17 protein-coding genes are annotated in these 22,501 nt (G+C 61.3%); 15 read left to right on the forward strand and 2 right to left on the reverse strand.

Translation table 11 applies throughout. The features are described from left to right. Positions 1-23: 23 nt before the first annotated feature. Genes O4H62_RS26500 through O4H62_RS06020 form a run of 6 tightly spaced genes read left to right on the forward strand, consistent with a single transcriptional unit; the run spans position 24 to position 5,407 of the window. Positions 24-233: a ribbon-helix-helix domain-containing protein gene (locus O4H62_RS26500; protein ID WP_430538378.1), complete on the forward strand. Its 210-nt coding sequence runs from the start codon at positions 24-26 to the stop codon at positions 231-233. Between the two features lie 4 nt (positions 234-237). Further along, complete coding sequence (gene dndC / locus O4H62_RS06000) at positions 238-1,377, forward strand: DNA phosphorothioation system sulfurtransferase DndC (protein ID WP_269386217.1); 1,140 nt, start codon at positions 238-240, stop codon at positions 1,375-1,377. After that, a complete protein-coding gene (locus O4H62_RS06005; protein ID WP_269386218.1) occupies positions 1,370-1,585 on the forward strand; it encodes a DNA modification system-associated small protein in 216 nt (71 codons plus the stop codon). Before dndC ends, O4H62_RS06005 begins: the two co-directional genes overlap by 8 nt. A gap of 2 nt (positions 1,586-1,587) precedes the next feature. After that, positions 1,588-3,657 (forward strand): DNA sulfur modification protein DndD, encoded by a 2,070-nt coding sequence (gene dndD / locus O4H62_RS06010; protein ID WP_269386219.1) that lies wholly within the window; start codon positions 1,588-1,590, stop codon positions 3,655-3,657. Then, positions 3,654-5,180 (forward strand): DNA translocase FtsK, encoded by a 1,527-nt coding sequence (locus tag O4H62_RS06015; RefSeq protein WP_269386220.1) that lies wholly within the window; start codon positions 3,654-3,656, stop codon positions 5,178-5,180. Before dndD ends, O4H62_RS06015 begins: the two co-directional genes overlap by 4 nt. Next, positions 5,177-5,407 (forward strand): sulfurtransferase TusA family protein, encoded by a 231-nt coding sequence (locus tag O4H62_RS06020; protein ID WP_269386221.1) that lies wholly within the window; start codon positions 5,177-5,179, stop codon positions 5,405-5,407. Before O4H62_RS06015 ends, O4H62_RS06020 begins: the two co-directional genes overlap by 4 nt. Positions 5,408-6,102: 695 nt before the next feature. On the opposite strand, the gene O4H62_RS06025 is transcribed toward O4H62_RS06020, so the two are convergent. Continuing rightward, a complete protein-coding gene (locus tag O4H62_RS06025; RefSeq protein WP_269386222.1) occupies positions 6,103-7,332 on the reverse strand; it encodes a type II toxin-antitoxin system HipA family toxin in 1,230 nt (409 codons plus the stop codon). Beyond that, a complete protein-coding gene (locus O4H62_RS06030) occupies positions 7,332-7,694 on the reverse strand; it encodes a helix-turn-helix domain-containing protein (protein ID WP_269386223.1) in 363 nt (120 codons plus the stop codon). The genes O4H62_RS06025 and O4H62_RS06030 overlap by 1 nt, the downstream gene beginning before the upstream one ends. 461 nt (positions 7,695-8,155) lie before the next feature. Between O4H62_RS06030 and O4H62_RS06035 the strand changes: the two genes are divergently transcribed. From O4H62_RS06035 to O4H62_RS06075, 9 genes are all read left to right on the forward strand, one after another. Continuing rightward, entirely contained in the window at positions 8,156-9,115 is a 960-nt protein-coding gene (locus O4H62_RS06035) for an ArdC family protein (RefSeq protein WP_269386224.1), read from the forward strand. Next, entirely contained in the window at positions 9,112-9,516 is a 405-nt protein-coding gene (locus tag O4H62_RS06040; protein ID WP_269386225.1) for a DUF2958 domain-containing protein, read from the forward strand. Before O4H62_RS06035 ends, O4H62_RS06040 begins: the two co-directional genes overlap by 4 nt. A gap of 147 nt (positions 9,517-9,663) precedes the next feature. Next, positions 9,664-10,125, forward strand: coding sequence for a JAB domain-containing protein (locus tag O4H62_RS06045; RefSeq protein ID WP_269386226.1), 462 nt, complete (start codon positions 9,664-9,666; stop codon positions 10,123-10,125). Between the two features lie 178 nt (positions 10,126-10,303). Beyond that, positions 10,304-12,403: a ParB/RepB/Spo0J family partition protein gene (locus O4H62_RS06050; RefSeq protein WP_269386227.1), complete on the forward strand. Its 2,100-nt coding sequence runs from the start codon at positions 10,304-10,306 to the stop codon at positions 12,401-12,403. Positions 12,404-12,444: 41 nt separating this feature from the next. Continuing rightward, positions 12,445-12,633, forward strand: coding sequence for a DUF6117 family protein (locus O4H62_RS06055; RefSeq protein WP_269386228.1), 189 nt, complete (start codon positions 12,445-12,447; stop codon positions 12,631-12,633). A gap of 104 nt (positions 12,634-12,737) precedes the next feature. After that, entirely contained in the window at positions 12,738-17,072 is a 4,335-nt protein-coding gene (locus O4H62_RS06060; RefSeq protein WP_269386346.1) for a strawberry notch family protein, read from the forward strand. Further along, positions 17,069-18,115 carry a DUF7146 domain-containing protein gene (locus O4H62_RS06065; RefSeq protein ID WP_269386229.1) on the forward strand — a complete coding sequence of 349 codons (1,047 nt, stop codon included), beginning with the start codon at positions 17,069-17,071 and terminating at the stop codon, positions 18,113-18,115. Before O4H62_RS06060 ends, O4H62_RS06065 begins: the two co-directional genes overlap by 4 nt. Before the next feature lie 326 nt (positions 18,116-18,441). After that, entirely contained in the window at positions 18,442-19,383 is a 942-nt protein-coding gene (locus O4H62_RS06070) for a DUF2493 domain-containing protein (protein ID WP_269386230.1), read from the forward strand. Positions 19,384-19,824: 441 nt separating this feature from the next. After that, the gene (locus tag O4H62_RS06075; protein ID WP_269386231.1) at positions 19,825-22,371 is read left to right on the forward strand and encodes an AAA family ATPase; all 2,547 of its coding nucleotides are present in this window, start codon (positions 19,825-19,827) and stop codon (positions 22,369-22,371) included. Positions 22,372-22,501 lie beyond the last annotated feature (130 nt).

The following is a 22,501-nucleotide window of genomic DNA, read 5'->3' on the forward strand; positions in this document are numbered from 1 at the left end:
GAACGATTTGCACAGGTAGTGGAATGGGACGACCGAAAGGCAATCGCTATCCAGTTCGGCTTTCCGTCAGCGTCAACGCCGCGGACCATGCTGCTCTGTCAAAACTGGCGGCGGATCTTAATTTGTCAGCTGCTTGGCTTGTTCGCCGGGCCGTAACGGAGTTCGTGGAGCGGAATTGCCGAAATGAGCAGGCTGAGCTCCTGTTGGTCAAGGCCGCCGCGAAGAAAGAGTAAGTGAATGTTCATGCTTCCCCAATCCAACGATTTTCCCGATACGATCGATACGATCTGGGCCGACGTCGTTGAAAACGTGCGCCAAGAGTATCTGTCAGAGCACCAGCGATACCCATGGATTATCGGATTTTCCGGCGGTAAGGATAGCACCGTTGTCACGCACGCGATCTTCGAGGCCCTGCTTCAGATCGCGCCGATTCGGCGCACTCGGCCGGTTCACATCGTCTCTAACGACACGATGGTCGAGTCCCCGCTTGTCATTGCACACCTGAATGCAGTCACCGCAAAAATCGCCGCTGCATCGGAGAGCCTCGGCCTGCCGATTTCCGTTGCGAGGACCCATCCCGATCCTGACAAGACGTTCTGGGTTCTTCTGATCGGCAAAGGTTATCCGAGCCCCAATATGACAATGCGATGGTGTACCGATCGGTTGAAGATCCAGCCGACGAGCGGGTACATCAAAGAAAAGGCTTCTGAATCGGGCGCCGCTATCGTTGTGCTGGGTGTGCGCCGGGACGAAAGCCAGTCGCGTCAGCGTTCGATCGACAAGTGGAAGAACCATCGTGGAGGAAACCTGACGCCGCACGAAAGGTTGCCGGGAGCCCTTATCTATCGCCCGATCGTCGATCTTGCGATCGAGGAAGTCTGGGAAATCTTGGGGACCTTCCACGCACCATGGGGTGGTGATCACTCGGCGCTGATTAAACTCTATCGCGATTCGGAGGGTGGTGAATGCCCCGTCGTCTTAAGTGCGGATGAGGCCCCCGGTTGCGGCACCTCAAACAGTCGCTTCGGATGTTGGACCTGCACCGTGGTCGAAAAGGATAAAAGCCTGCAAGGCTTCGTTGATGCCGGGAAGCATCACTTTCAGCCACTGATTGATTTTCGTGACTGGCTCCGTTCCATCCGCAATAAGCCCGAAATGCGACAGGCCATCCGCCGCAATGGCAAACTTACGTTCGATCCCAATGGAAAACACATTCCCGGTCCGTTTACGATCCAGGCGCGACGCGAAATTCTCACGCGTCTTCTCAAAGTGCAGTCCCAGTTTGGCGACGAACTGATCACACAGCCCGAGCTACAGCAGATCCAGAAACTCTGGGCCGATGAACTCCAGTCGCAAGGAGCTATTGCCGGTGTCTGATTTTTACAATGAAGACAGCATAGTCGGCGATTTGCCGCTCTGGTCGGACAAGGAAGCCATGGCGGTTCTCGACAAAATTGCTGAGGCTCATAGTGTCCCGATCGATGTTTTAACTGAATTGGTCGTCCTTCAACGTACGCGCCAACATCAGGAACGCGCCGCAGGGATTTATCAAAGGATAGAAGAAATCCTGGGGCGAATGGACTGATAATGTGGATTTCCAAGATAGAGCTCGTATGTTTCAAATCGTACCAACGGCAAGAGTTTGAGTTTCCCGAGCCGAGCGAGGGTCGCAACGTCGTCCTCATCGGTGGCATGAATGGATATGGCAAGACTTCCATTTTGGAAGCGCTTTATCTTTGCCTTTATGGGAAAGACGCAATGTCACACCTTGCGCGTGCCGGCCTCAAGACGGACGATTCGCGTGGATATCCATCTTTTCTTGAGAAAGCTTTCAACGGCGAAGCCCTCCGCGAAGGCCGAGACACGATGATCGTCAAGGTCGTGATACAAAAGAACAAGACGCGTGCCGTCGAGATCAGCCGCAAATGGTATTTTCGATCGAACGGCGCTTGGATCGACGAAGAAACTACCTTCAGGGAAATCGTTCGTGGGATTCCAGAGTTGCCGCGGTCAGATGGCAAAGGCGGATTTCATTTATCGAACGTCCTTGACGACGCTTTCATTCCTGCCCATATCGCTCCCTTTTTCTTCTTCGACGGTGAAGAAGTTAAAAAGCTGGCGGATCAGAACCGTATCGAACAGGTCAAAGTGGGCTTGGAGGGCTTGCTCGGGGTCGTGCTGTTGCGATCACTGGCAGAGCGCATGCGGAATTTTGAGCGCTCGAAGCGCGAAGGGGTTGCAAATGTGGACGAGGACCGCCTGGCGCGGCTCTTTCAAGAGCTGTCGGAAACCGAAAGAGTGAGTTCCGATATCCAGCTGCGGCTCAGTGAGATCAAGGAGCGCCGCATCGCACTGAGTGGTGAGTTTGATTCGCTAATGGAGCGCATCACAACGGCGGGAGGCGGTGGTGGTGATACGGCCACCTACAAGGATTTGATTGAGGAGCGCGAGCAGGTCAAAAACCGGTTGCGCGACATTCAGCGCCGCCTCGAGGAGATCCTCACTTCACGCCTTCCGTTTCATTTTGTATCGCGCGCTGTCAAGGATGTTTTCCGTGAGCAGCTCCTCGGAGAGACCCGACTTCATCAGTGGGATTCCGAAAAGCGCGCCCTTGAACCAAGGCAGCGCGAATTCGAAGCTGCGTTTGCCGGACAGTATGACCCTCCCCTTGATCCTCCGCTCACAGACCAGCAGTTGGAAGCGATCCGGACACGGATCAATGCCGCCTGGGCGGCCCTGTTCTATCCGCCTCCGGAGGACTGTGCCAAAGTTGTCGAACACGACTATCTTTCGCCCGAAGAAAGAAATCGGACGTTGGAAGCGCTCGAAACCGTATCGCTGGGACAACAGGAAATCCAAGATGTCTTGCGGGCACAGTCCGAACACCAAGACCGCATCGAGGACCTCAGCCGGAAAATCTCCCGCCTTGAGGGGATAGACCGGGATGGTACGCTTTCAGGGCTGACCGACGAACTAAAGCGTGTGCAATCGCAACTTGGCGAACTTGAAGAAGAAGCGCGTGGTGAGGATCGACGTCTTGTGGCCCTTGAGGCACAGGGATCGTCGCAACGGGCCGAATATGAACGAGAGCGTCGTAAGCTCGACGAGTCATCCCCTGCGAGAGCCGTGATCGAACGGTCGGAACGGGTCCGCAAGGTCATTGACGAAGTAATCCCGTCCCTCTTCCCGCTCAAGGTTAAAGAACTCGCGGCAAGCATGACCCAGGTTTACAAGCAGCTTGCCCATAAGGGCCAAGTTGCGAAGATCGAGATAAGGGACGACGGAACAACTGTCATCCTGAGCAAGTCTGGCAAGGCTCTGACTTTCGACCGGTCAGCAGGCGAAAACCAGATATTTGCCACTGCGCTCATTGCTGGATTGGCGAAAGTTTCAGGAGTAAAAGCACCGCTTGTCGTAGATACGCCGCTCGGCCGTCTCGACAGCCGTCACCGTGACAACATTTTGCGTTTCTGGACATCTGACAAGAACCGCCAAGTTATCCTGCTTAGCCAGGACGAAGAAATCGACGCTGCCTTGCACACCAGGATCGGCGGGAGCATTGCGAAGACGTATCTTCTAACCCATGTGGACGTAGGTGACGGAATTGGTCGGACGACGGCAAAGGCCGATCAATATTTTGCGGAGGAGAAGGCGTGAGCACACTCAGCCTGCAGCAAGTGATGTCATCACGATTTCGCACCTCTGCGGTTGCTGATGGCCAAACGAAGTACCTGATGGAAGCACTTGGTCTGTCAACAAAAGCGAATGTGGCGCGTCTTGCAATTGGCCGCTCACTCGGACTTGCGTCACTGCCAGACGAAAATCTCGACGCCAAAGGCCTTGAGATACCGGCCTCGTCGCTCTTTAGCCAAGAGGATGTAGCGCTCTGGATTGGCTTTTTCGTATCACATGCGCAGTTGTTTAACGGCCTCAAAATCGATTCGATGGAAGCTTTGCGCAACCAGTTGCGCGCGCACTGGCACAGGGGAGCTAAACTCCTGATCGACGACTGGCGGGATAGTGCCGAGAACTACGATACATTCGTCACGACCTTAGCCCGTAGGCGCGCCGAACTCCCCGAGATTGCATCCGACGCCGCGCGTTCGAGCGAAGCGGCACAGGTTTTTCAACCGATAGAGGACATGTCATCCACCCTGACGAAGGCGCTGAAGGAGATCGGTGTCTCGGCCGAGGTTCGCAGTGTCATGCATGGCCCCCGCTTGTCGAGGTACCGCGTTACATTGAAAGACGTCAACCAGTTTGATCGCCTGCGGCGCGGTGCCGACAGTCTGGCGCTCGTACTCGGACTACAAAATCAGCGACCGGTCATCGCCACCAGTGATGTGGCAAAGACCGTAACGATCGACATCGCGCGTCCAAAGGACACATGGACCGTCGCCGGGCCACGTGAATTTCTCGACGCGGTCGCAAAACAGCCACAGGACGGCCTCTATGTTTGCCCCGGTGTGGACGTCACCGGGAACCCCGTCGCTTTTAACCTTCAGGCAGTGCCGCACCTGTTGGTTGGCGGTTCAACCGGTCAGGGAAAGAGCGTCTGCGTCCATGCGCTGCTCACCTCGCTGATCGAAAAGTATACACCTTCCTACCTCAAGCTTGCGCTGATCGATCCAAAGCGTGTCGAGTTCAACAAATACACAAAGAGCAAATTCCTCTGGAATGAACAGATTGCCGCTGGCGAACAGGCGTCAGCGGATCTGCTCGATAATCTCATTGAGGAAATGGATGGCCGGTACAAGCGGTTCGAAACGCTGGGTGTCGATAACATAAAGGACGCAAATGGCAGAGGAACGCAACTCCCCTACATCGTCGCCTGTGTTGATGAACTGGCTGAGCTTGTCCTAGTAGATCGGTCGGCAGAAACGAAGATCGCCAGACTTGCCCAAAAAGCTCGCGCCGCTGGCATCCACTTGATCCTAGCAACGCAGCGTCCGGACGCCAAGACATTCAGTGGTCTCATTCGATCGAACATTCCTGGACGCATAGCTTTAACTGTACAAAAGGCGACCGAATCGCAAATTATACTTGACGATGTCGGCGCAGAGGATTTGCTTGGCGCTGGTGACATGATCATCAAGTTGCCGGCGAGCGAGCCCATCAGGGCCCACGGATATTTTCTATCGACCGCCGACGTCAACACGATCGTGAGCAGGACGAGATGAACGTCCAGATTCTAGACACCCGCGGCCTCAAGTGCCCTCTCCCCGTGATCAGGGCCCGAAAGGCCATAAAAACCATTGGAAACGGTCAGCTGCTTAGGGTCGAGTGCACCGACCCGTTGGCTGAAATCGATATCCCACACATGGTCAACACGGACGGGCACGACCTGATTGGAAAGGGAAAAGACGTTGAGGTGCTCTGGTATCTTATCAAGATCGTAAAAAGATAGGCATTGGGAAAGGTAAAAGGTTCGGGGGGAGATGCATATCTAAAGCGTGAGTTCGGCCATCGATTATTTTCACCGATGGGACATTTCACATTTGGGTCTATCTACTGGTCGGCGTCATTTTTTTGGCGGCTTCGGGTTTTGGTATGAGGCTTTGCCGCTCATGCTGGAGCTTCTCGGAGGCACTAGTGATGGCGTATTCACTGCCATGTTGACGTTATTTCCCGCCCTCGCGGGATCCTCCGCCTTGCAGCTGCCTTTTGCCGATGGCGAAAAACCTCTCAGGGCTTTCTCTGTCTTTTACAGCTCGTCCTCGTCGCGCTTGCTGTACGGCTCGATCTTGCATGACCGTCATCGGAATGGCAAGCCTTCACTGTAGCAAGCTTTGCGAGCATACTGGCAATCTTGATGTGGTGGCTGACAAGCGGCGCTGATCCCGCCTTCGATGACGCCGTCGATGATCGAAAAACGCTAGGTCCCGATCCAACGGTGAAACCCCAGAGCGATCTTGGTGGATATGGGGTCTGATATGACGCATTTTCAGTCATTGTGTTCTCCGCGAATTTGGTTCGCGTCGGGTCTGAAGCATCGGTCATATTGTGAGCCCTTTGGGTCTCGACCCTCGTGTCTATCGCTCTCGATCCGCTGACGAATGAATTTTGACGATTCACGAGTGGCCGCGGCAGCCAACCTACGTCTTACAGGTTCAACCGCAAGGCTTTCCGCGATTCGGTGTGCTCAAATGCATCGGCATAAGTTCGCAGGTCACCGGATGAGGCGCCTTCATCGCGCAGGGCCTGCTTCCAGTTGCTCGCGATCGTCTCGGCCATCTGAAATGCTTGCTGCCTGGCGTCGGCCGGCGTCAGTTCGAAGAACCCGCACGCCTCCAGCGCGATGTCGAGGGAGGCATCGAACGAGCCGCCTTCGATAATGCCGGTTTCCAGTACTCTGTGGCGTGACGGAGAGGGGTTAATGTCGAAGGCCGGTGACAACCTCCATCGATCGCCACCGGCATAGATGAAACCATGGTTCTTCAGATGGTCGTCCGAGTTGGACACGAGGATGGTGAAGACGATCCGCCGCCAGAGTTCGTGCAGATCGTAGACGGGCTTGCTGGAAATCTGCCGGATGACGTCGGCGATATCGGTGTAGAACCCGCCTTCGTCGCTGTCCCAGTCGAGCGCGGTGCGGGCCGAAATATAGGGGATGCGTGTATTGCCGCGGCGATCGAACCTTTTAATGAGCGCGATCGGGCTGTCGCTGTCGCGCAGTTCGAGCTTCGCCTCGGCGGCCCGCAATCCGCATCGGGCCGCGAGTTTCAACGCGGCGACCTCGACTCGCTCGACAGGTCTGGTGTCCTGGGCGGAGGTGAACTTGGCGATCCAGAGATGTCCGTCGCCCTCGACATTGGCCTTCGGACGGGCGCCGCCAAGCGACCCGGCCACGCCGGCCAGGTCGCGCGCTTCCGCCTCCGCGCCGCCGGGATCCCGCTCGAACCGCTGCGCAAGCGCACGCAATCGTTCCAGTTCGACCAGTCGCGGGATGGGCGGCGTCAGATCCGACAGCGGCTCCATGTCTTCCCCGAGAAATCGCAACGCGCCTTGCCGTGTTCGATCATCGGACAACACCAGATAATCGAACTCGCTGAGACCACCGCCCAGGACCCTGGTCATCAGCGCGCGACCCCAGGAATCCGGGGCGGCATCGGCAAAGCATCCCGGCAACGCCGAGCGCCTGTCGTTGCGGCCCGCGCTGTAATGGCTCCCCTCGCGCAGAGGCAAGCCGGGAGAGAGAGCGAAACGGTCGGGGGCCGCCAGCCACTCGGCGGCGTATTCGAATTGCGAATGCTGGCGCCGCCCGTCGCTCTCGAAGCGCAGACGGCCAACGACACGCTTGCCCTCGCCGAGGGCGACGATCGCTTCGGGCATCAGAAACCGACCCCTTCATCATCGTCGCTGTTCGGAAGAGCGGTTTCGTCCTTTGCGGACCCTGTCGGCCTGGAGCCTCGTTTCCGATCGATCCGCTTGGGGAGTGCTTGTCTGTCGAGAAGCAGTCCGGTGTCGTCGGATCCCGGATCGAGGAAGTCCGAAATCCGCCCGATCTCGCCAAGTACGAGGCAGGCCATCGCCAGCGTGCCGATGCTGACGCCATCGTCCCCCTTCTCGAGGCGGCTGATGGTGCTCTCGGACACGCCGACCCGCTCGGCGAATCCCTGCACGGAGATGCGCCGCTTCCGACGCGCCGTCTTGATATTCGCGCCCAGAGCCTCAAGGGCTCGCCGCGCGTTCAAGGAACTTACCTTAACCACCATATCTGATGTTCATTCCATATTTAGCCTTCAAATATGACTGTTAGCAGGTTGTGAATACGACTGCAACCGGCGGCCATCAACGAGCATGCAACATAGCTTGAAAGGACCCCTCTCCGAAAAATGTAAACGGTTTCGGGCAGGCCTCTTGCGGCGTCTGAAACGGTCACGAGCCACATTGAGCCATCACAGCCCCAATGGAGGGCGCACAAGCCGGATTTCGGCCAATTGTAAGTCAAAAACCGCTGATTGGAACTGTACGGATCGCGATCTGGCAAGATGGGAAGGGGAAAGCCTTCCCCTGCGGCCGAGGCCCGTGGTCTCGGCCGACCCCTTCTGCGGGGACACCCCGCAACGCCCCGAGAGTGAGAGTGCGGACCGGTTGGCAGTGACGGGTTGGAAGCCGAGGGAGAGACCCTTGGCGCCCGTCGCGGAGAACCGCGATGTCCAGACACAAGCGAAATACAGGCGCCAGGCGCGACCGGACCAGTCTCTATTCCGAGATCACCGACAAGATCATCGCCGAGCTTGAAGCCGGCAGCGTGCCCTGGGTCCAGCCCTGGGGCACAGCGGCGGCGAAGGCGCCGGTCGCCATGCCGAAGAATGCTTCGACCGGCCGGACCTATTCCGGAATCAACGTGCTGCTGCTCTGGGGCACGGTGATTGAGCGCGGCTTTTCTGGCCAGAGCTGGCTCACCTTCCGTCAGGCGCTTTCGCTTGGCGGCAATGTGCGCAAGGGCGAGCGCGGCACCACCGTCGTCTATGCCGACCGCTTCGTGCCGGAAGACGAGAAGCGTCGTGCGCGAGAGACCGGTGAGGACGCCCAGGCGATCCCGTTCCTGAAGCGCTTCACTGTCTTCAACACCGACCAGTGCGAAAACCTGCCCGAAGACGTGGCGACGGCCGCGCCGCCGGTGCCGACGGGTTTGATAGAACCGCGTGTCGAGGCCCTCATCAAGGCGACCGGCATCAATTTCCGCATCGGCGGAAATCGGGCCTTCTATGTGCCGGCTCACGACTATGTGCAGGTGCCGCCGCCGCAGGCCTATTTCGAGCCGATCGACTGGCACCGTACGGCCCTGCATGAACTTGGCCACGCCAGCGGCCATACGTCCCGGCTGAACCGCGATATGACCGGCTCCTTTGGATCGAAGAGATATGCCTTCGAGGAGTTGATCGCGGAAATCAATGCCGCCTTCTGTTGCGCCTCGCTCGGCATCACCCCTACTGTCCGGCACGCCGACTATATCGGCTCCTGGCTCGAGGTGCTGCGCGAGGACAACCGCGCAATCGTCCGTGCCGCCAGTCAGGCGAGCAAGGCTGCAGACTGGCTTCTGTCCTTCCTTCCGGATGCCGACAGCTCCACCGTCGGCGCCGACTTGATCGGCAGGAGGGCGGCATGAACCTCCTGACACCCGATCTGCGCCTTCGCCTGCTCGCCAACGGTCGTCGGAGCGACGTCGACAATGTGCCGGTCGTGAAATTCTTCAATCCGCTCGGCGAAGGCGTCTGGCTCGCGACCGATCTGGATCCGGACGGCGATACCCTGTTCGGCCTTGCCGATCTCGGCTGTCCGGAACTTGGCAGTTTCTCGCTGGAGGAAATGGAGTCCATCCAGTTGCCCTTCGGTATGCGGATCGAGCGGGACCTGCTCTTTACCGGGGATTTCCCGATCTCGGTCTGGGCTGAGGCGGCAAGAGAGGCTGACAGCATACGTGCGGTCGAGCGCATTCTTTACGCCCGCGCCCGCGGCGATGCCGCGCTCACCCGGAAATCCGCCGACACGGAAACCCGGAAACCCTGATTTCCGGCTCTCCGGCTTTGCGATCCTGCGCCGCTCTCTCAAAGGACGAGGGCGGCGCCTTGCCTCGTGACGGGTTTAAAGCTTCGGCATCGGGCCTGCTGCCCGTCGGGAGACGTGATCATGACCCGACATCAGAAGACATTTGCTATGGAACCTCAATCCGCGCCGCTGTCGGCTGAGGAACAAGTCGTCATCTATGAGGCGCGCCAGATCCTGCTGCGTCACCTCAATCAGAACCCGGTCCTGTCATCCTGGCAGGCGGTGCTGGATTATTGCGCGCTGACCATTCGCGGCGAAGTGGAGCGGTTTCATGTCCTCTATCTCGATCGGAAGAACCGTCTCGTGTCGGATGAGTGCCTCTCCATCGGGACTGTCGATCACGTGCCGGTCTATCCCCGGGAAGTTCTCAAACGTGGTCTCGAGCTTAACGCGACTGCGCTGATCCTCGTGCACAACCATCCTTCCGGTGATCCTGAACCGTCGCGAGCCGACATATCAATGACGAAGGAAATTCAGAAAGGCTGCACGGTTCTGGGTCTGACGCTGCATGACCACATCATCGTCGGCATCGGCCAGGAGGTCAGTCTGCGCGCTCGAGGCGAAATCTGAATGCCTGTCGGATAATCTGGCGGGCTCGGGTGTATCCGCGCGCGACTTCCCGGAATGTTGGCTTCCAGTCACCGAAAGCCAACCCCGCGGTCCGGAGAGTTAGAGAAGGGATGGGGTTTTCGTGACGGGTTGGAAGTCGAGAGAGAGGCTCTCGGCGCCCGTCGTGGAGTACATCATCATGGCGAATGCCAATCAGAAGATCACCCTCAGCGCCTCGCGCGACATCCCCTTCAACAAGCTCGTGCTCAGCCAGTCCAATGTCCGGCGCCTGAAGGCCGGCGTCTCGATCGAGGAACTGGCCGAGGACATCGCCCGCCGCGGCCTCCTGCAAAGCCTCAATGTGCGGCCGGTCCTCGACGCCGACGGCAAGGAGACCGGCATGTTAGAGATCCCGGCCGGCGGCCGGCGCTACCGGGCGCTCGAGCTCCTCGCCAAGAAGAAGCGCCTCGCCAGGACCGCGCCCGTGCCCTGCATCGTGCGCGAGGCCGGCAGCGACATTTCGGCGGAGGAGGATTCGCTGGCCGAGAACGTCCAGCGCGCGCCGCTGCACCCGCTCGACCAGTTCCGCGCCTTCCAGACCTTCCGGGACCAGGGCATGACCGAGGAGGAGATCGCCGCGCGCTTTTTTATTTCCGTCAATATCGTCAAGCAGCGGCTCAAGCTGGTCACAGTGTCGGAGAAGCTCCTCGATCTCTATGCCGAAGACGGGATGACGCTCGAGCAGCTCATGGCCTTCACCGTCTCCGCCGATCATGCACGTCAGGAACAGGTCTGGGAGTCGATCCAGCATAGCTGGTCGAAGGAACCCTACCAGATCCGCCGCATGCTGACGGAAAACACCGTGCGCGCCGCCGACCGACGCGTGCGCTTCGTGACCGTCGAGGCCTATGAAGAGGCTGGAGGCACCGTCATGCGCGATCTCTTCCAGGACGATGATGGCGGCTGGGTCGAGAACGTGCCGCTGCTGGAGCGTCTCGTCGCCGACAGGCTCAAGGCCGAGGCGGAGACTATCGCCGGCGAAGGCTGGAAGTGGATCGAGGTCGCCGCCGATTTTCCCTACGGCCATACGCAAGGCCTGCGACAGCTTGCCGGCACACCGGTCGATCTTACCGACGAGGAACGCGCGACGCGTGAGGCGTTGCGTGACGAATATAACCGTCTCGAATCCGAATATGCCGAGGCCGACGAATTGCCCGACGAGGTGGATGAACGGCTCGGTGAGATCGAGGCAGCACTCGGCGCGTTCGAGGACAGGCCGAAGCATTACGATCCTGCCGAGATTGGCCGTGCCGGCGTGTTTGTCAGCATTGGTCATGATGGCAGGCTGTCGGTCGACCGGGGTTATGTGCGGCCCGAGGACGAGGCCCCGGCGGACGGCGACACCGGCGTTGGCGGCCAAACGCCGGGCAGCGACGGTCAGCACAAGGTCATTTCGGTCTGCGGCGAACCTGAGCCGCAGGATGACGAGGACGATGCTATCAAGCCGCTGCCCGAGCGGCTGGTGATCGAACTGACCGCACACCGCACGCTGGCGCTGCGCGACGCGCTGGCCAACAATCCGCACATCGCCATGACCGCGCTGCTACACAAACTGGTGTGCGATACCTTCCAGCGCCTCTCCTCGCCGGGATGCCTGGAGGCCTCGGTCCGACATGTGTTCTTTCCAGTGCAGGCCGATGATCTGAAGGACAGTGCATCCGCCAAGTCCGTTGACGACCGGCAAGAGGCGTGGAAGGGCGATCTTCCCCTCGGCGACGATGACGCGCTCTGGGAGAGGCTCGATGCTCTCGACGACGCAAGCCGCATGGCCCTCTTGGCCCATTGCGTCTCCTACGGTGTCAACGCGCTCCACGAGAAGGCCAACCCCTACGGCGCCGGGCCGAGCGTGCACGGTGTGCAGCAGCGCATCCACGAAGCGGACCGGCTGGCGCGGGCTACCGGTCTCGACATGGTGGAGGTCGGCTGGCGTCCGACCGTCGACAACTATTTCGGCCGGGTGACGAAGCCGCGTATCCTCGAAGCGGTGCGCGAGGCGAAGGGCGAAGAGACCGCGCAGCTCATCGACCATCTGAAGAAGCCAGACATGGCCAAGGAAGCCGAGCGCCTCCTCGCAGACAGCGGCTGGTTGCCCGAACCGCTTCGCCTTCCGGCGCTGGACGATGACGTGACCTCCGGGGCGAACAGTGGGGAATCCGAACCGCTGCCGGCCTTTCTCGCCGACGAGGAGGAGATCAACGGTGAACCCACCGACGAGCCTCAGCCCGTGGCCGCCGAATAGTCAGACGCGGGGCGGTCCCGCGCCGCCCCGTGTCCTACACCATGAACTCGACAACGCCCGGTCTCCGCACCGGGCGTTTTTCGTGTCCGGAGTGTGTCGACGTCGCGACGGACACAGCGCGCGACGTCATCGGCGCCGTCGGTCGCGACGGCGAGGCCTTCGTCTTCACACCCTTCTGCCACCTCGCCGAGGGCAATCCCTACGAGGCCTATGTGCCGCCGGAGCCGTGAGAGGGAGAGGATGGCCAGGGCGGGTTTGAACCGGGACAGTCAAAGAGAGAGCGCTGTCTGGTTCGACCCGTTCCCGCTCTCCCGAGGTCTCCTCCATGACGCAAATGATCCCCGCCGCGGCCCGCGGCGCCGCCACACATCCGCTCGCCGATGCCGAACCGATCCCGCACGCCGCCGATGCGGCCCGGACGCTTCTCGTTCATCTCGAACAGGGCCGCAAAATCGATGCGCCAATCCTGAGGAACGCCATGGAGACCGCCTATGGCGGCTCCGATGCCGACGGCGCCTGGGACTGGAAGCTGGCCTATGACGCCTGCGAGGCGGCGACCATCCTGTTCCTGCGCAAATACGGCAAAGTGCTTTTGCGCAAAGCCGGCTCTCCGGCCGCCGCGCTACCGCTGCTCGCGAAGATCACCGATCTTCTCCCGACCCATACCCGCCGCTCCGAAGAAAGTCAGGCCTTCCAGCAATTCTCGACGCCGATTCCGCTTGGCTTTGTCGCGGCCACCGCGGCCGCGATCACGCCGCAGGATGCCGTGCTGGAACCCTCGGCGGGCTCCGGGCTTCTCGCCATCCTCGCCGAGATCGCCGGTGGCAGGCTCATTCTCAACGAACTTGCCGACGCGCGCGCGGATCTTCTCTCCTCCCTCTTTCCGGCCATCCCGGTCACTCGCTTTGATGCGGCGCAGATCGATGACTATCTGGACGCCAACCTCGTGCCCAGCGTCGTCGTCATGAACTCGCCCTTCTCGGCGATGGCGAATGTCTCGGGACGCATGGCCGACTCCGCCTATCGCCATGTCGCCTCGGCGCTGGTGCGCCTGGCGCCGGGCGGACGTCTCGTCGCCATCACTAGCGCGGGCTTTGCGCCCGACGCGCCTAAATGGCGCGACGCCTTCGTCCGGCTGCAGGAGCACGGCCGTGTCGTCTTCACCGCCGCCATCGACGGCCATGTCTATGCGCGGCACGGAACGACCATCGATACGCGGCTTACCGTCATCGACAAGTTGCCGGCTGACGATCCGACCACGTTTCCTGCATCACCGGGTGTCGCGTCCGATCCGGCGACGCTGCTTGGCTGGACCGAGGCGAACCTTCCGCCGAGGGAGTCGGTCTCGCTTCCGACCATCGCGCCACTTCGTCCTGCGCCCTCCGACCCGAACAATCGTTCGTCATGTCACGCGGGCGCGGTCGAGAAGGCCTCTGCCATTGCCGCCCCCGCGGGCGAAGAACTTGCCTATGAGACCCTCGAATGGAACCCGCCGGACGGCGGACGGCTCACAGATGCGCTTTATGAGGAATACGCGCTTCAGTCGATCCGTATTTCCGGCTCTCAGATCCATCCGACCAAGCTGGTGCAGTCGGCAGCCATGGCCTCGGTCGCACCGCCGATACCGAGCTATCGCCCGCATCTTCCGGCAAATTTCGGCGGAACCGGCCTCCTGTCGGACGCCCAGCTCGAAAGCGTCATCTATGCCGGCGAAGCTCATAGCCATCATCTGCCCGGCGCGTGGACCGTTGATGAGACCTTCGATGTCGTCACCGCTGCGGCGGACGATCAGGACGGTGCCGTCCGCTTCCGACGCGGCTGGTTCCTGGGCGACGGCACCGGCGCGGGCAAGGGCCGCCAGGTCGCCGGCATCCTGCTCGACAACTGGCTCAAGGGCCGCCGCCGCGCGGTCTGGGTATCCAAGTCCGACAAGCTGATCGAGGACGCGCAGCGCGACTGGTCAGCGCTCGGACAGGAACGGTTGCTCGTCACGCCGCTGTCGCGCTTTCGCCAGGGCACGCCGATCCGACTCTCGCAAGGCATCCTTTTTGCCACCTACGCCACGCTGCGCTCTGACGAGCGCGGATTGAAGGTTTCGCGGGTCCAGCAGATCGTCGATTGGTTGGGCTCTGACTTCGATGGAGCGATCATCTTCGACGAAAGCCACGCCATGCAGAACGCCGCCGGATCGAAGGGCGAGCGCGGCGACCAGGCCGCATCACAACAGGGCCGCGCCGGGCTTCGCCTGCAGCACGCATTGCCCGATGCGCGCGTGGTCTATGTCTCGGCGACCGGGGCCACCACGGTGCACAATCTCGCCTACGCCCAGCGGCTTGGCCTGTGGGGCGGCGAGGACTTCCCCTTCGCCACCCGCGCAGAATTCGTCGAGGCGATCGAGGATGGCGGGGTCGCGGCGATGGAGGTGCTGGCGCGCGATTTGAAGGCGCTCGGCCTCTATCAGGCCCGTTCGCTTTCCTATGAAGGCGTCGAATATGAGCTGCTCGAGCACCAGCTCACCGACGAGCAACGGCGCATCTATGACGCCTATGCCGGCGCATTCGCGATCATTCACAACAATCTCGACGCAGCCATGCAGGCGACCAATGTCACCGGCAGCGAGGGAACGATGAACCGGCAGGCGAAATCCGCTGCCCGTTCGGCCTTTGAGAGCGCCAAGCAACGCTTCTTCAATCACCTCATCACGGCGATGAAAACGCCGTCGCTGATCCGCTCTATCGAGGCCGATCTCGCCGCCGGCCATGCGGCGGCCATCCAGATCGTCTCAACCGGTGCAGCGCTGATGGAGCGGCGCCTGGCCGAGATTCCGACAGAGGACTGGAACGACATCCAGGTCGACATCACGCCGCGCGAATATGTGCTCGACTATCTGGCGCACTCCTTCCCGGTGCAGCTCTACGAGCCCTTCACCGACTCCGAGGGCAATCTTTGCTCGCGGCCGGTGTTCCGCGACGGCCAGCCCGTCGAAAGCCGCGAGGCCATCGCCCGGCGCGACCGGCTGATCGAAAAGCTCGCATCGCTGCCGCCCGTGCCAGGCGCGCTCGACCAAATCGTCCAGCGCTTCGGCACGGACATGGTGGCCGAGGTGACAGGCCGATCGCGCCGCATCATCCGCAAGCCGGGTGCCGGCGCCACGGCCGACCGTCTTGCGGTCGAAAGCCGCGCAGTAGCCGCCAACCTCGCCGAGACCCAGGCCTTCATGGACGACGCCAAGCGCATCCTCGTCTTCTCGGACGCGGGCGGTACTGGTCGCTCCTATCACGCCGATCTCGCGGCAAAGAACCGGCGGCTACGGGTCCACTATCTGCTGGAGCCGGGCTGGAAAGCCGATGCCGCAATCCAGGGCCTGGGGCGGACCAACCGCACCAACCAGGCCCAGCCGCCGCTCTTCCGGCCGGTGGCGACCGATGTGAAGGCGGAAAAGCGCTTCCTCTCCACCATCGCGCGGCGGCTCGACACACTCGGCGCCATCACACGCGGTCAGCGCCAGACCGGCGGCCAGGGCCTGTTCCGCGCCGAGGACAACCTCGAAAGCGTCTATGCGCGCGATGCGCTGCGCCGGCTCTATCTGCTGATCGTCGCCGGCAAGGTCGAGGGCTGCCCGCTCCAGACCTTCGAGGAGGCGACCGGCCTCAAACTCGCCGACGCCAATGGAATCAAGGACGAGCTGCCGCCAATCACCACCTTCCTCAACCGGCTGCTGGCGCTCACCATCGACCTGCAGAACATTCTGTTCGCGAGCTTCGAGCAAATCCTGTCAGCCCGGATCGAAGGCGCGATCGCCAGCGGCACATATGATGTCGGGCTCGAAACCTTGCGCGCCGAGAGCTTCACCGTTCTCGAGCGCCAGGCCATCCACACGCATCCCGCGACCGGCGCAGTGACGACATTGCTCACCATCGCCCAGCGTGTGCGCAACCGGCCGGTGACACTCGATGAGGCGCTCGACCATCTCACCGATCCCCGCGCGGCGCTCCTAGTCAACGAGCGCTCCCGACGAGCCGCAGTGCGTATCCCGACCACAAGCGTGATCGACGATGACGGCGCGGTCAAGCGCCGCGTGCGCCTGATCAGGCCGATGGAGGCGACCAATGTGCCTGTCGCCATGATGGGCGACACCCATTGGGTGGAAGCCGACCGCGTGGCATTTACGAAAGCCTGGGAGGCGGAAGTCGCAACGGTGCCCGAATTCACCGACAGCACCATTCACATGGTCGCGGGCCTCCTGCTGCCGATCTGGAAGCGCCTGCCGAACGAGTCGACGCGGGTCTATCGGCTCCAGACCGATACGGGCGAGCGCGTCATCGGCCGCAAGGTCTCGCCGGCCTGGGCGGCAAACGCAACAACAACCGGCACGACGGCGCTCTCTCCGGAAGAAGCGTTTGCGGCGCTGATGGGTGGGCGGACGATTTTCGACCTCGCCGAAGGCCTGCAGCTTCGCCGTGCGCGCGTCATGGGCGCGAACCGGATCGAGCTCTCCGGCTTCACCGACACCATGCGCGACCGCCTCAAGGCCTATGGGTTGTTTGGCGAGATCATCTCCTGGAAGTTCCGCCTGTTCGTTCCGACTGACACATCCGGTCCTGCGACCCTCGCCGCACTGCTGGATCGCTTCCCGATCGAACGTATCGCCGACCGGGAGGCTGCATGATGCCCCGCGATGCATCCGAACTGGCGCACCGTCTCGGCCGGCAGGCCGAGGCGGTGTGCCGCAAATATCTCTCCAGCGGACGGCGGGAGGGCCGCTACTGGATGGTCGGCGATGTCCGCAATACGCCCGGTCGCTCCATGTTCGTCCGCTTGATCGGACCCGAAACCGGCAAGGGCGCGGCGGGCAAATGGACCGACGCGGCGACCGGCGAGCATGGTGATCTGCTCGACGTGATCCGGGGGAGCTGCGACCTTGTCGACTTCAAGGACGTTGCCGACGAGGCGCGGCGGTTTCTCAGCCTACCGCATCCTGAAGCGGAGCAATCCGCGAACAGACGCACGATGACGTCTGCTCCAATGGGTTCGCGCGAAGCGGCACGACGGCTCTTCGCCATGTCGCAGCCGATTACGGGTACAGTCGCAGAAGCGTACTTACGGAAACGCGGCATTACGGCTTTGCACGGAGCCGGATCGCTCCGCTTCCACCCGCGCTGCTATTATCGGCCCGACGAGCATTCGCCGACCGAGACCTGGCCGGCGATGATTGCTTCCGTCACGGACCTCGACGGCCAGATCACCGGCGCGCACCGCACCTGGCTTTCCCCCGATGGCGACGGCAAGGCGCCGATCGACACGCCGAGGCGGGCAATGGGCGACCTTCTCGGCCATGCGGTCCGGTTCGGCGTGGCGCACGACGTGATAGCGGCGGGAGAAGGCATCGAGACGATCCTGTCGTTGCGTTGTGTCCTGACCCACATGCCGAAGGTCGCCGCGCTGTCGGCCGCACACCTTGCCGCTATCTTGTTCCCGGCGGCACTGCGCAGACTCTACATCGTCCGCGACGACGATCCGGCCGGCGATGGCGCGCGCGACAGCCTGATCGAGCGGGCGAACGCCGCCGGCATCGAGGCGATCGTGCTGTCGCCGGCGCTCGCGGACTTCAACGAGGATCTCCGCACCTTCGGCATCGACGCTCTGCGGGCAGCGGTCCGCCAGCAGCTCGCCCCGGAGGACGTCGCCCGTTTTCTTGTCCTGGCGACATAACCGGAAGGGATAAGCGCGGGGCAGCGGCAGCCATCGCCGCATCGCACGAGGCTGCATCCCGTTGCGGCGGAAAGGCCCGCGACCCGGCCTTCGAGAGGGCGATCGGCCGTCAAGCGGGCCGGACCGGCAATGGCTGCGCCCAGCTATTTTCCGGCGCGCTCCAGAGGAGCGCTTTCCATCGCGAAGCAAAATAGCCGGCCTTCGCCATCCTCCGCTATCGCTTCGGCCCTCTCGCTTGCGCTTCGGGTGCAGGTCCGGACCGCCCGTCGGCTGGTCTCGCCATGAAGGCCGCGAGGGTCGCGGTCAATCCGACGAAGGAGCATCCCATGGCGAGCGAACACGACGACGGCTTCGAACCTCACCACGCCTCATCCCCCACCGACCACGTTCTCACCGAACTCCAGCTCTACGGATACCGCCCATTCCAGGACGAACCCGATCCGAGACCACTCCCGGAGGTCGACCACGTCGCCGGCGCCATCGCCGACATCTTCGACGCCCTGATCGCCACCCTGGAAGACACTCGCCTCGAGCCCGACCTCGACGACCTACTGTGGTCGGCCGTCAACCTCTTCCATCGGGCCACCGGCCGGATCGAGCGGGAACTCGACGACAACGAGCAGGCGCAACGCCGCGGCCAGCGCGAACAGGATGGCTCCGAGGTCAAGTCGGTCGAACTGGAGCGCCTCACCGCCGAAGGGCAGACGCTGATCGAGCGCCGCAACGCCTTCGAGATGATGCGCGACCAGGCCGCTGAGCATTTCGAGCGCCACACCGGCTCCAACTGGCGTCCCCGCAGCAGATCGATGGTCAACCACCGCAACCTAACCTCTGCCATGATCGACAGCCGCGATTTCCTCGCCGCCAAGCGTCGTGCCGAGACCGAGGTGTTGTTGCCGGCGGGACCGAAGATCGCTTTTACTGGCGGGCTCGATTTCAACGATCACCACCTGATCTGGGCCAAGCTCGATAAGGTCCACGCCAAACACCCCGACATGGTTCTGCTGCACGGCAAGTCGCCGAAAGGCGCCGAGAAGATCGCGGCCAAATGGGCCGACACCCGCAAGGTGCAGCAGGTCGGCTTCGCCCCCGACTGGACGAAACACGCCAAAGCCGCACCGTTCAAGCGCAACGACGCCTTGCTGGACGTACTGCCGATCGGGGTCATAGTCTTTCCCGGAACGGGCATTCAGGACAATCTCGCCGACAAGGCCAGAAAGCTCGGCATACCACTCTTCGACTTCCGCCCGAAGGGAGACCGGGCGTAAGCGCCGTTCTCTCAAAGCCTTCACCGGCAGAAGTCGACCTCGTCTCTGTCGTTCCAAGGTCAAGGACAGCTTCTCGAAAGCCGCCGTTCCTAGCACGCCCAACGGTCGACTTGGTCGGGGCCGGAGGAAGTCTGTCAGCTTTGAGCCAATTGATGGCGATAGCAGATATCAATAGGCTTGCGATAACCGGGGCACCATTGGGCGTGCGTCCCGGGTGAAACATGAAGGGGGGAAATCAACGCGCCGCCGGCGTCGAGCCTGCGTTCTGTTGATAACTACGAGTTCCTACATCCGATCGTTTGTATGTTTCATGCACTAGTATAGGTTGCGGGCTGCCGCTATTGTAGCAGAACACCTTCAAGTAAAGCTTTAAACATGCACCCAGCTCCCCCGCCGAAAACTGTGCTTCAAACGATACTGGATTGGTCGCAACGGCGTCCTATGTGGCAGCGAGATGCACTGCGGCGTATTGTAACAGGCGGTACACTTGATGCTTCCGCCATCAACGAAGTTCTGGACCTCTGTAAGAAGGAGCACGGCGCGCCCGATATCTCCCTGACGGCCGCGGCGCTGGAAGCGGTCCACTTGCCGGCGAATCCCGGTAACGGCGCGACCATCGCCTTGGTCTCCCTTGGCGATGTCGTCGGCGTGAACCAATTGGCTCCGAAGCAGACCCTTGTGTTCGAGCAACAGGGCCTGACAGTTATTTGCGGACCAAACGGAGCCGGCAAATCGGGATATGGGCGGGTGTTGAAGCGCGCCTGTAGGGCACGCAAGGCCGGTGAAATCATGCCCGACGCATTTTCCTTAACGATCGGCGGCAAGGCTACGGCCAGTTTTACAATCTCGCAGGACGGTGTGCAGCAGCCTGTGCTGCCATGGGGGGACAACGCGAATCCTGATCCTGTGCTTTCCGCCGTCAGCGTATTCGACCGCGAATGCGGCGCCGTCCACATCCAGGACAAGACAGAGGTTGCCTTCCGGCCGTTCGGGCTCGACATTCCCGACGACCTAGCGGCGGTCTGCACGCAGATCAAGGTGCGGCTGCAGACCGAAGAGACTCAGTTCAAGGCGCTGCGCGATCCCGTGTTCGACAAGCCTACTTGGCGGGCGACCACGGCGGTCGGGCGTATCATGTCCGGTCTCAAACACAATACGAAGCTGGAGCCGCTGGCGACGCTCGCAGTCATGACCGATGCAGAACGGGCACGCCTCCAGCAACTCACCGAAGACCTCGCCAAGAATCCGGTCGAAGCGGCCGCCGAGCAGCACCAGTTCGCCGATGGCATCGCGAGGATTCTGCGCTATCTCAAGAAGGTTGAGGAATGCTATTCCGACGACACCCTCAACACACTGAAATCGCTTGCAGACGATGCAAGAACCAAACGGGTTGCCGCGACGATCGCCGCAGGAAACGCCTTCAAGGACGCCACCTTCCCCGGCGTTGGCGCGGAAGTATGGCGGGAGCTATGGGAGGCGGCGCGGCACTATTCGAAGCATGTTGAACGGCGGTTCCCGGCGGTGGAGGGTGAAAAATGCGTGCTGTGCCATCAGCCGCTGAGCGCCGAGGCCGGTGCGCGGCTGGGCGGCTTCGAGGGTTTCATCCGCGATGATACGGGAAAGCAGGCTGACGCGGCCGAGAAGGTCTACACGAAGACATTCACGGAGTTCCGGACGCGTCAGCCGGATATTCGACTAGTCGCGGACATACGGAGGCGAATTGCCATCCAGCACGCTGATTTGGCCGCCGACGTGCTGCGCTTTATGGCCACCGCCGATCTGCGCAGATTACAGTGTCTGCGAGATATCGAGCACGGCGGTGTTATGACCCTGTTGCCGATGTCGGCAATCCCGGAAACAGAGCTGCTGGCACTTGAAAGTGACACCCGCACATATGCCGGTCAGTTGGAGGCAGCAGCCGACGTCGAAGGCCGCCAGATCCTGCAGGCCGAGCACGACGAGCTAGAAGACCGAGCTGCAGCTACCGCTCTTCACGAGGTCGCCACGAAAGAGGTCGAGCGGCTGGCAAAGCTCGAGCGCATTGCCAAGTGCTTGGCGCAGACCGCGACCACCACTATCACGAAACTTGGCAACGAACTTGCCGATGACATCATCACTCCCCGGATGCGTGACCGCTTCCAGAGAGAGATCGTCAGGCTTGCGGCGGAGAAGGTGCGTGTTGAGGTGGTGCGTTCCGGCGGCCAGTACGGCTCGCCAAACTACCAGATTCGTCTGTTCGCAAATCCCAAGACCAAGGTGCATCTGGTGCTGAGCGAAGGCGAGCAAACCTGCGTAGCACTGGCGGCTTTCCTGACCGAGCTCGCGACAGCCACACACAAGTCCGCACTCATCTTCGACGATCCTGTAACATCGCTCGACCACCGGTGGCGCAGGAAGGTCGCACAAAGGCTCGTGGAAGAGGCGAAGGAACGTCAGATCATTGTTTTCACCCACGACCTGGTGTTTGTGAACGACCTGAATGATACCGCTCGCGGCCAAGGCATTCCCGCCAAACTTGCAAACCTTTCACGCGGGCCGGAAGGTACTGGTATCGTGGGCGATGGATTGCCGTGGGATCATGCTGGCGTCAAGGCGCGCTTGGACCGGCTTGAGAAAGACCAACGGGCTGCCAAGGCTCTTTATGATGCCAACGACGAGGACAGCTACCGCAGCTCCGCCGTCAGACTTTACGGTTTTCTGCGGGCCACGTGGGAGCGGGCGCTCGAGGAGATCGTATTCGCTGGTGTGCTGATAAGGCACCGGGATTACATTGATACCAAGCATTTGAAGAAGGTCACCGCGCTGTTGGAGATGGATGCGGAAGCATTCCGAGCAGCGTTCAAGAAATGCAGCGACATCATCGAAGCGCATGATCCGTCGCGCGTTCGTAATGAGGAGCCACCACCACCTTCGGAGATCTCGGACGATATTAAGGCCCTCAAGGACTGGGCCGACGCTCTTCGTATTCGGCAGAATGCCGTAGCATAATCATTCTGATATCGCTTGGATATCTTGCGGTTACCGAAATGGCTCGCAAAATCGCGCTGGCGTGATTAAGGGTCAGGAATCACGGGAACGTCGTGCTTGAACCTGACGAGCGCCATCGCAGGCCCTTAGA

Origin of the sequence: Parahoeflea alexandrii, from assembly GCF_027214025.1 — a bacterium.
Lineage (GTDB): Bacteria > Pseudomonadota > Alphaproteobacteria > Rhizobiales > Rhizobiaceae > Hoeflea > Hoeflea alexandrii_A.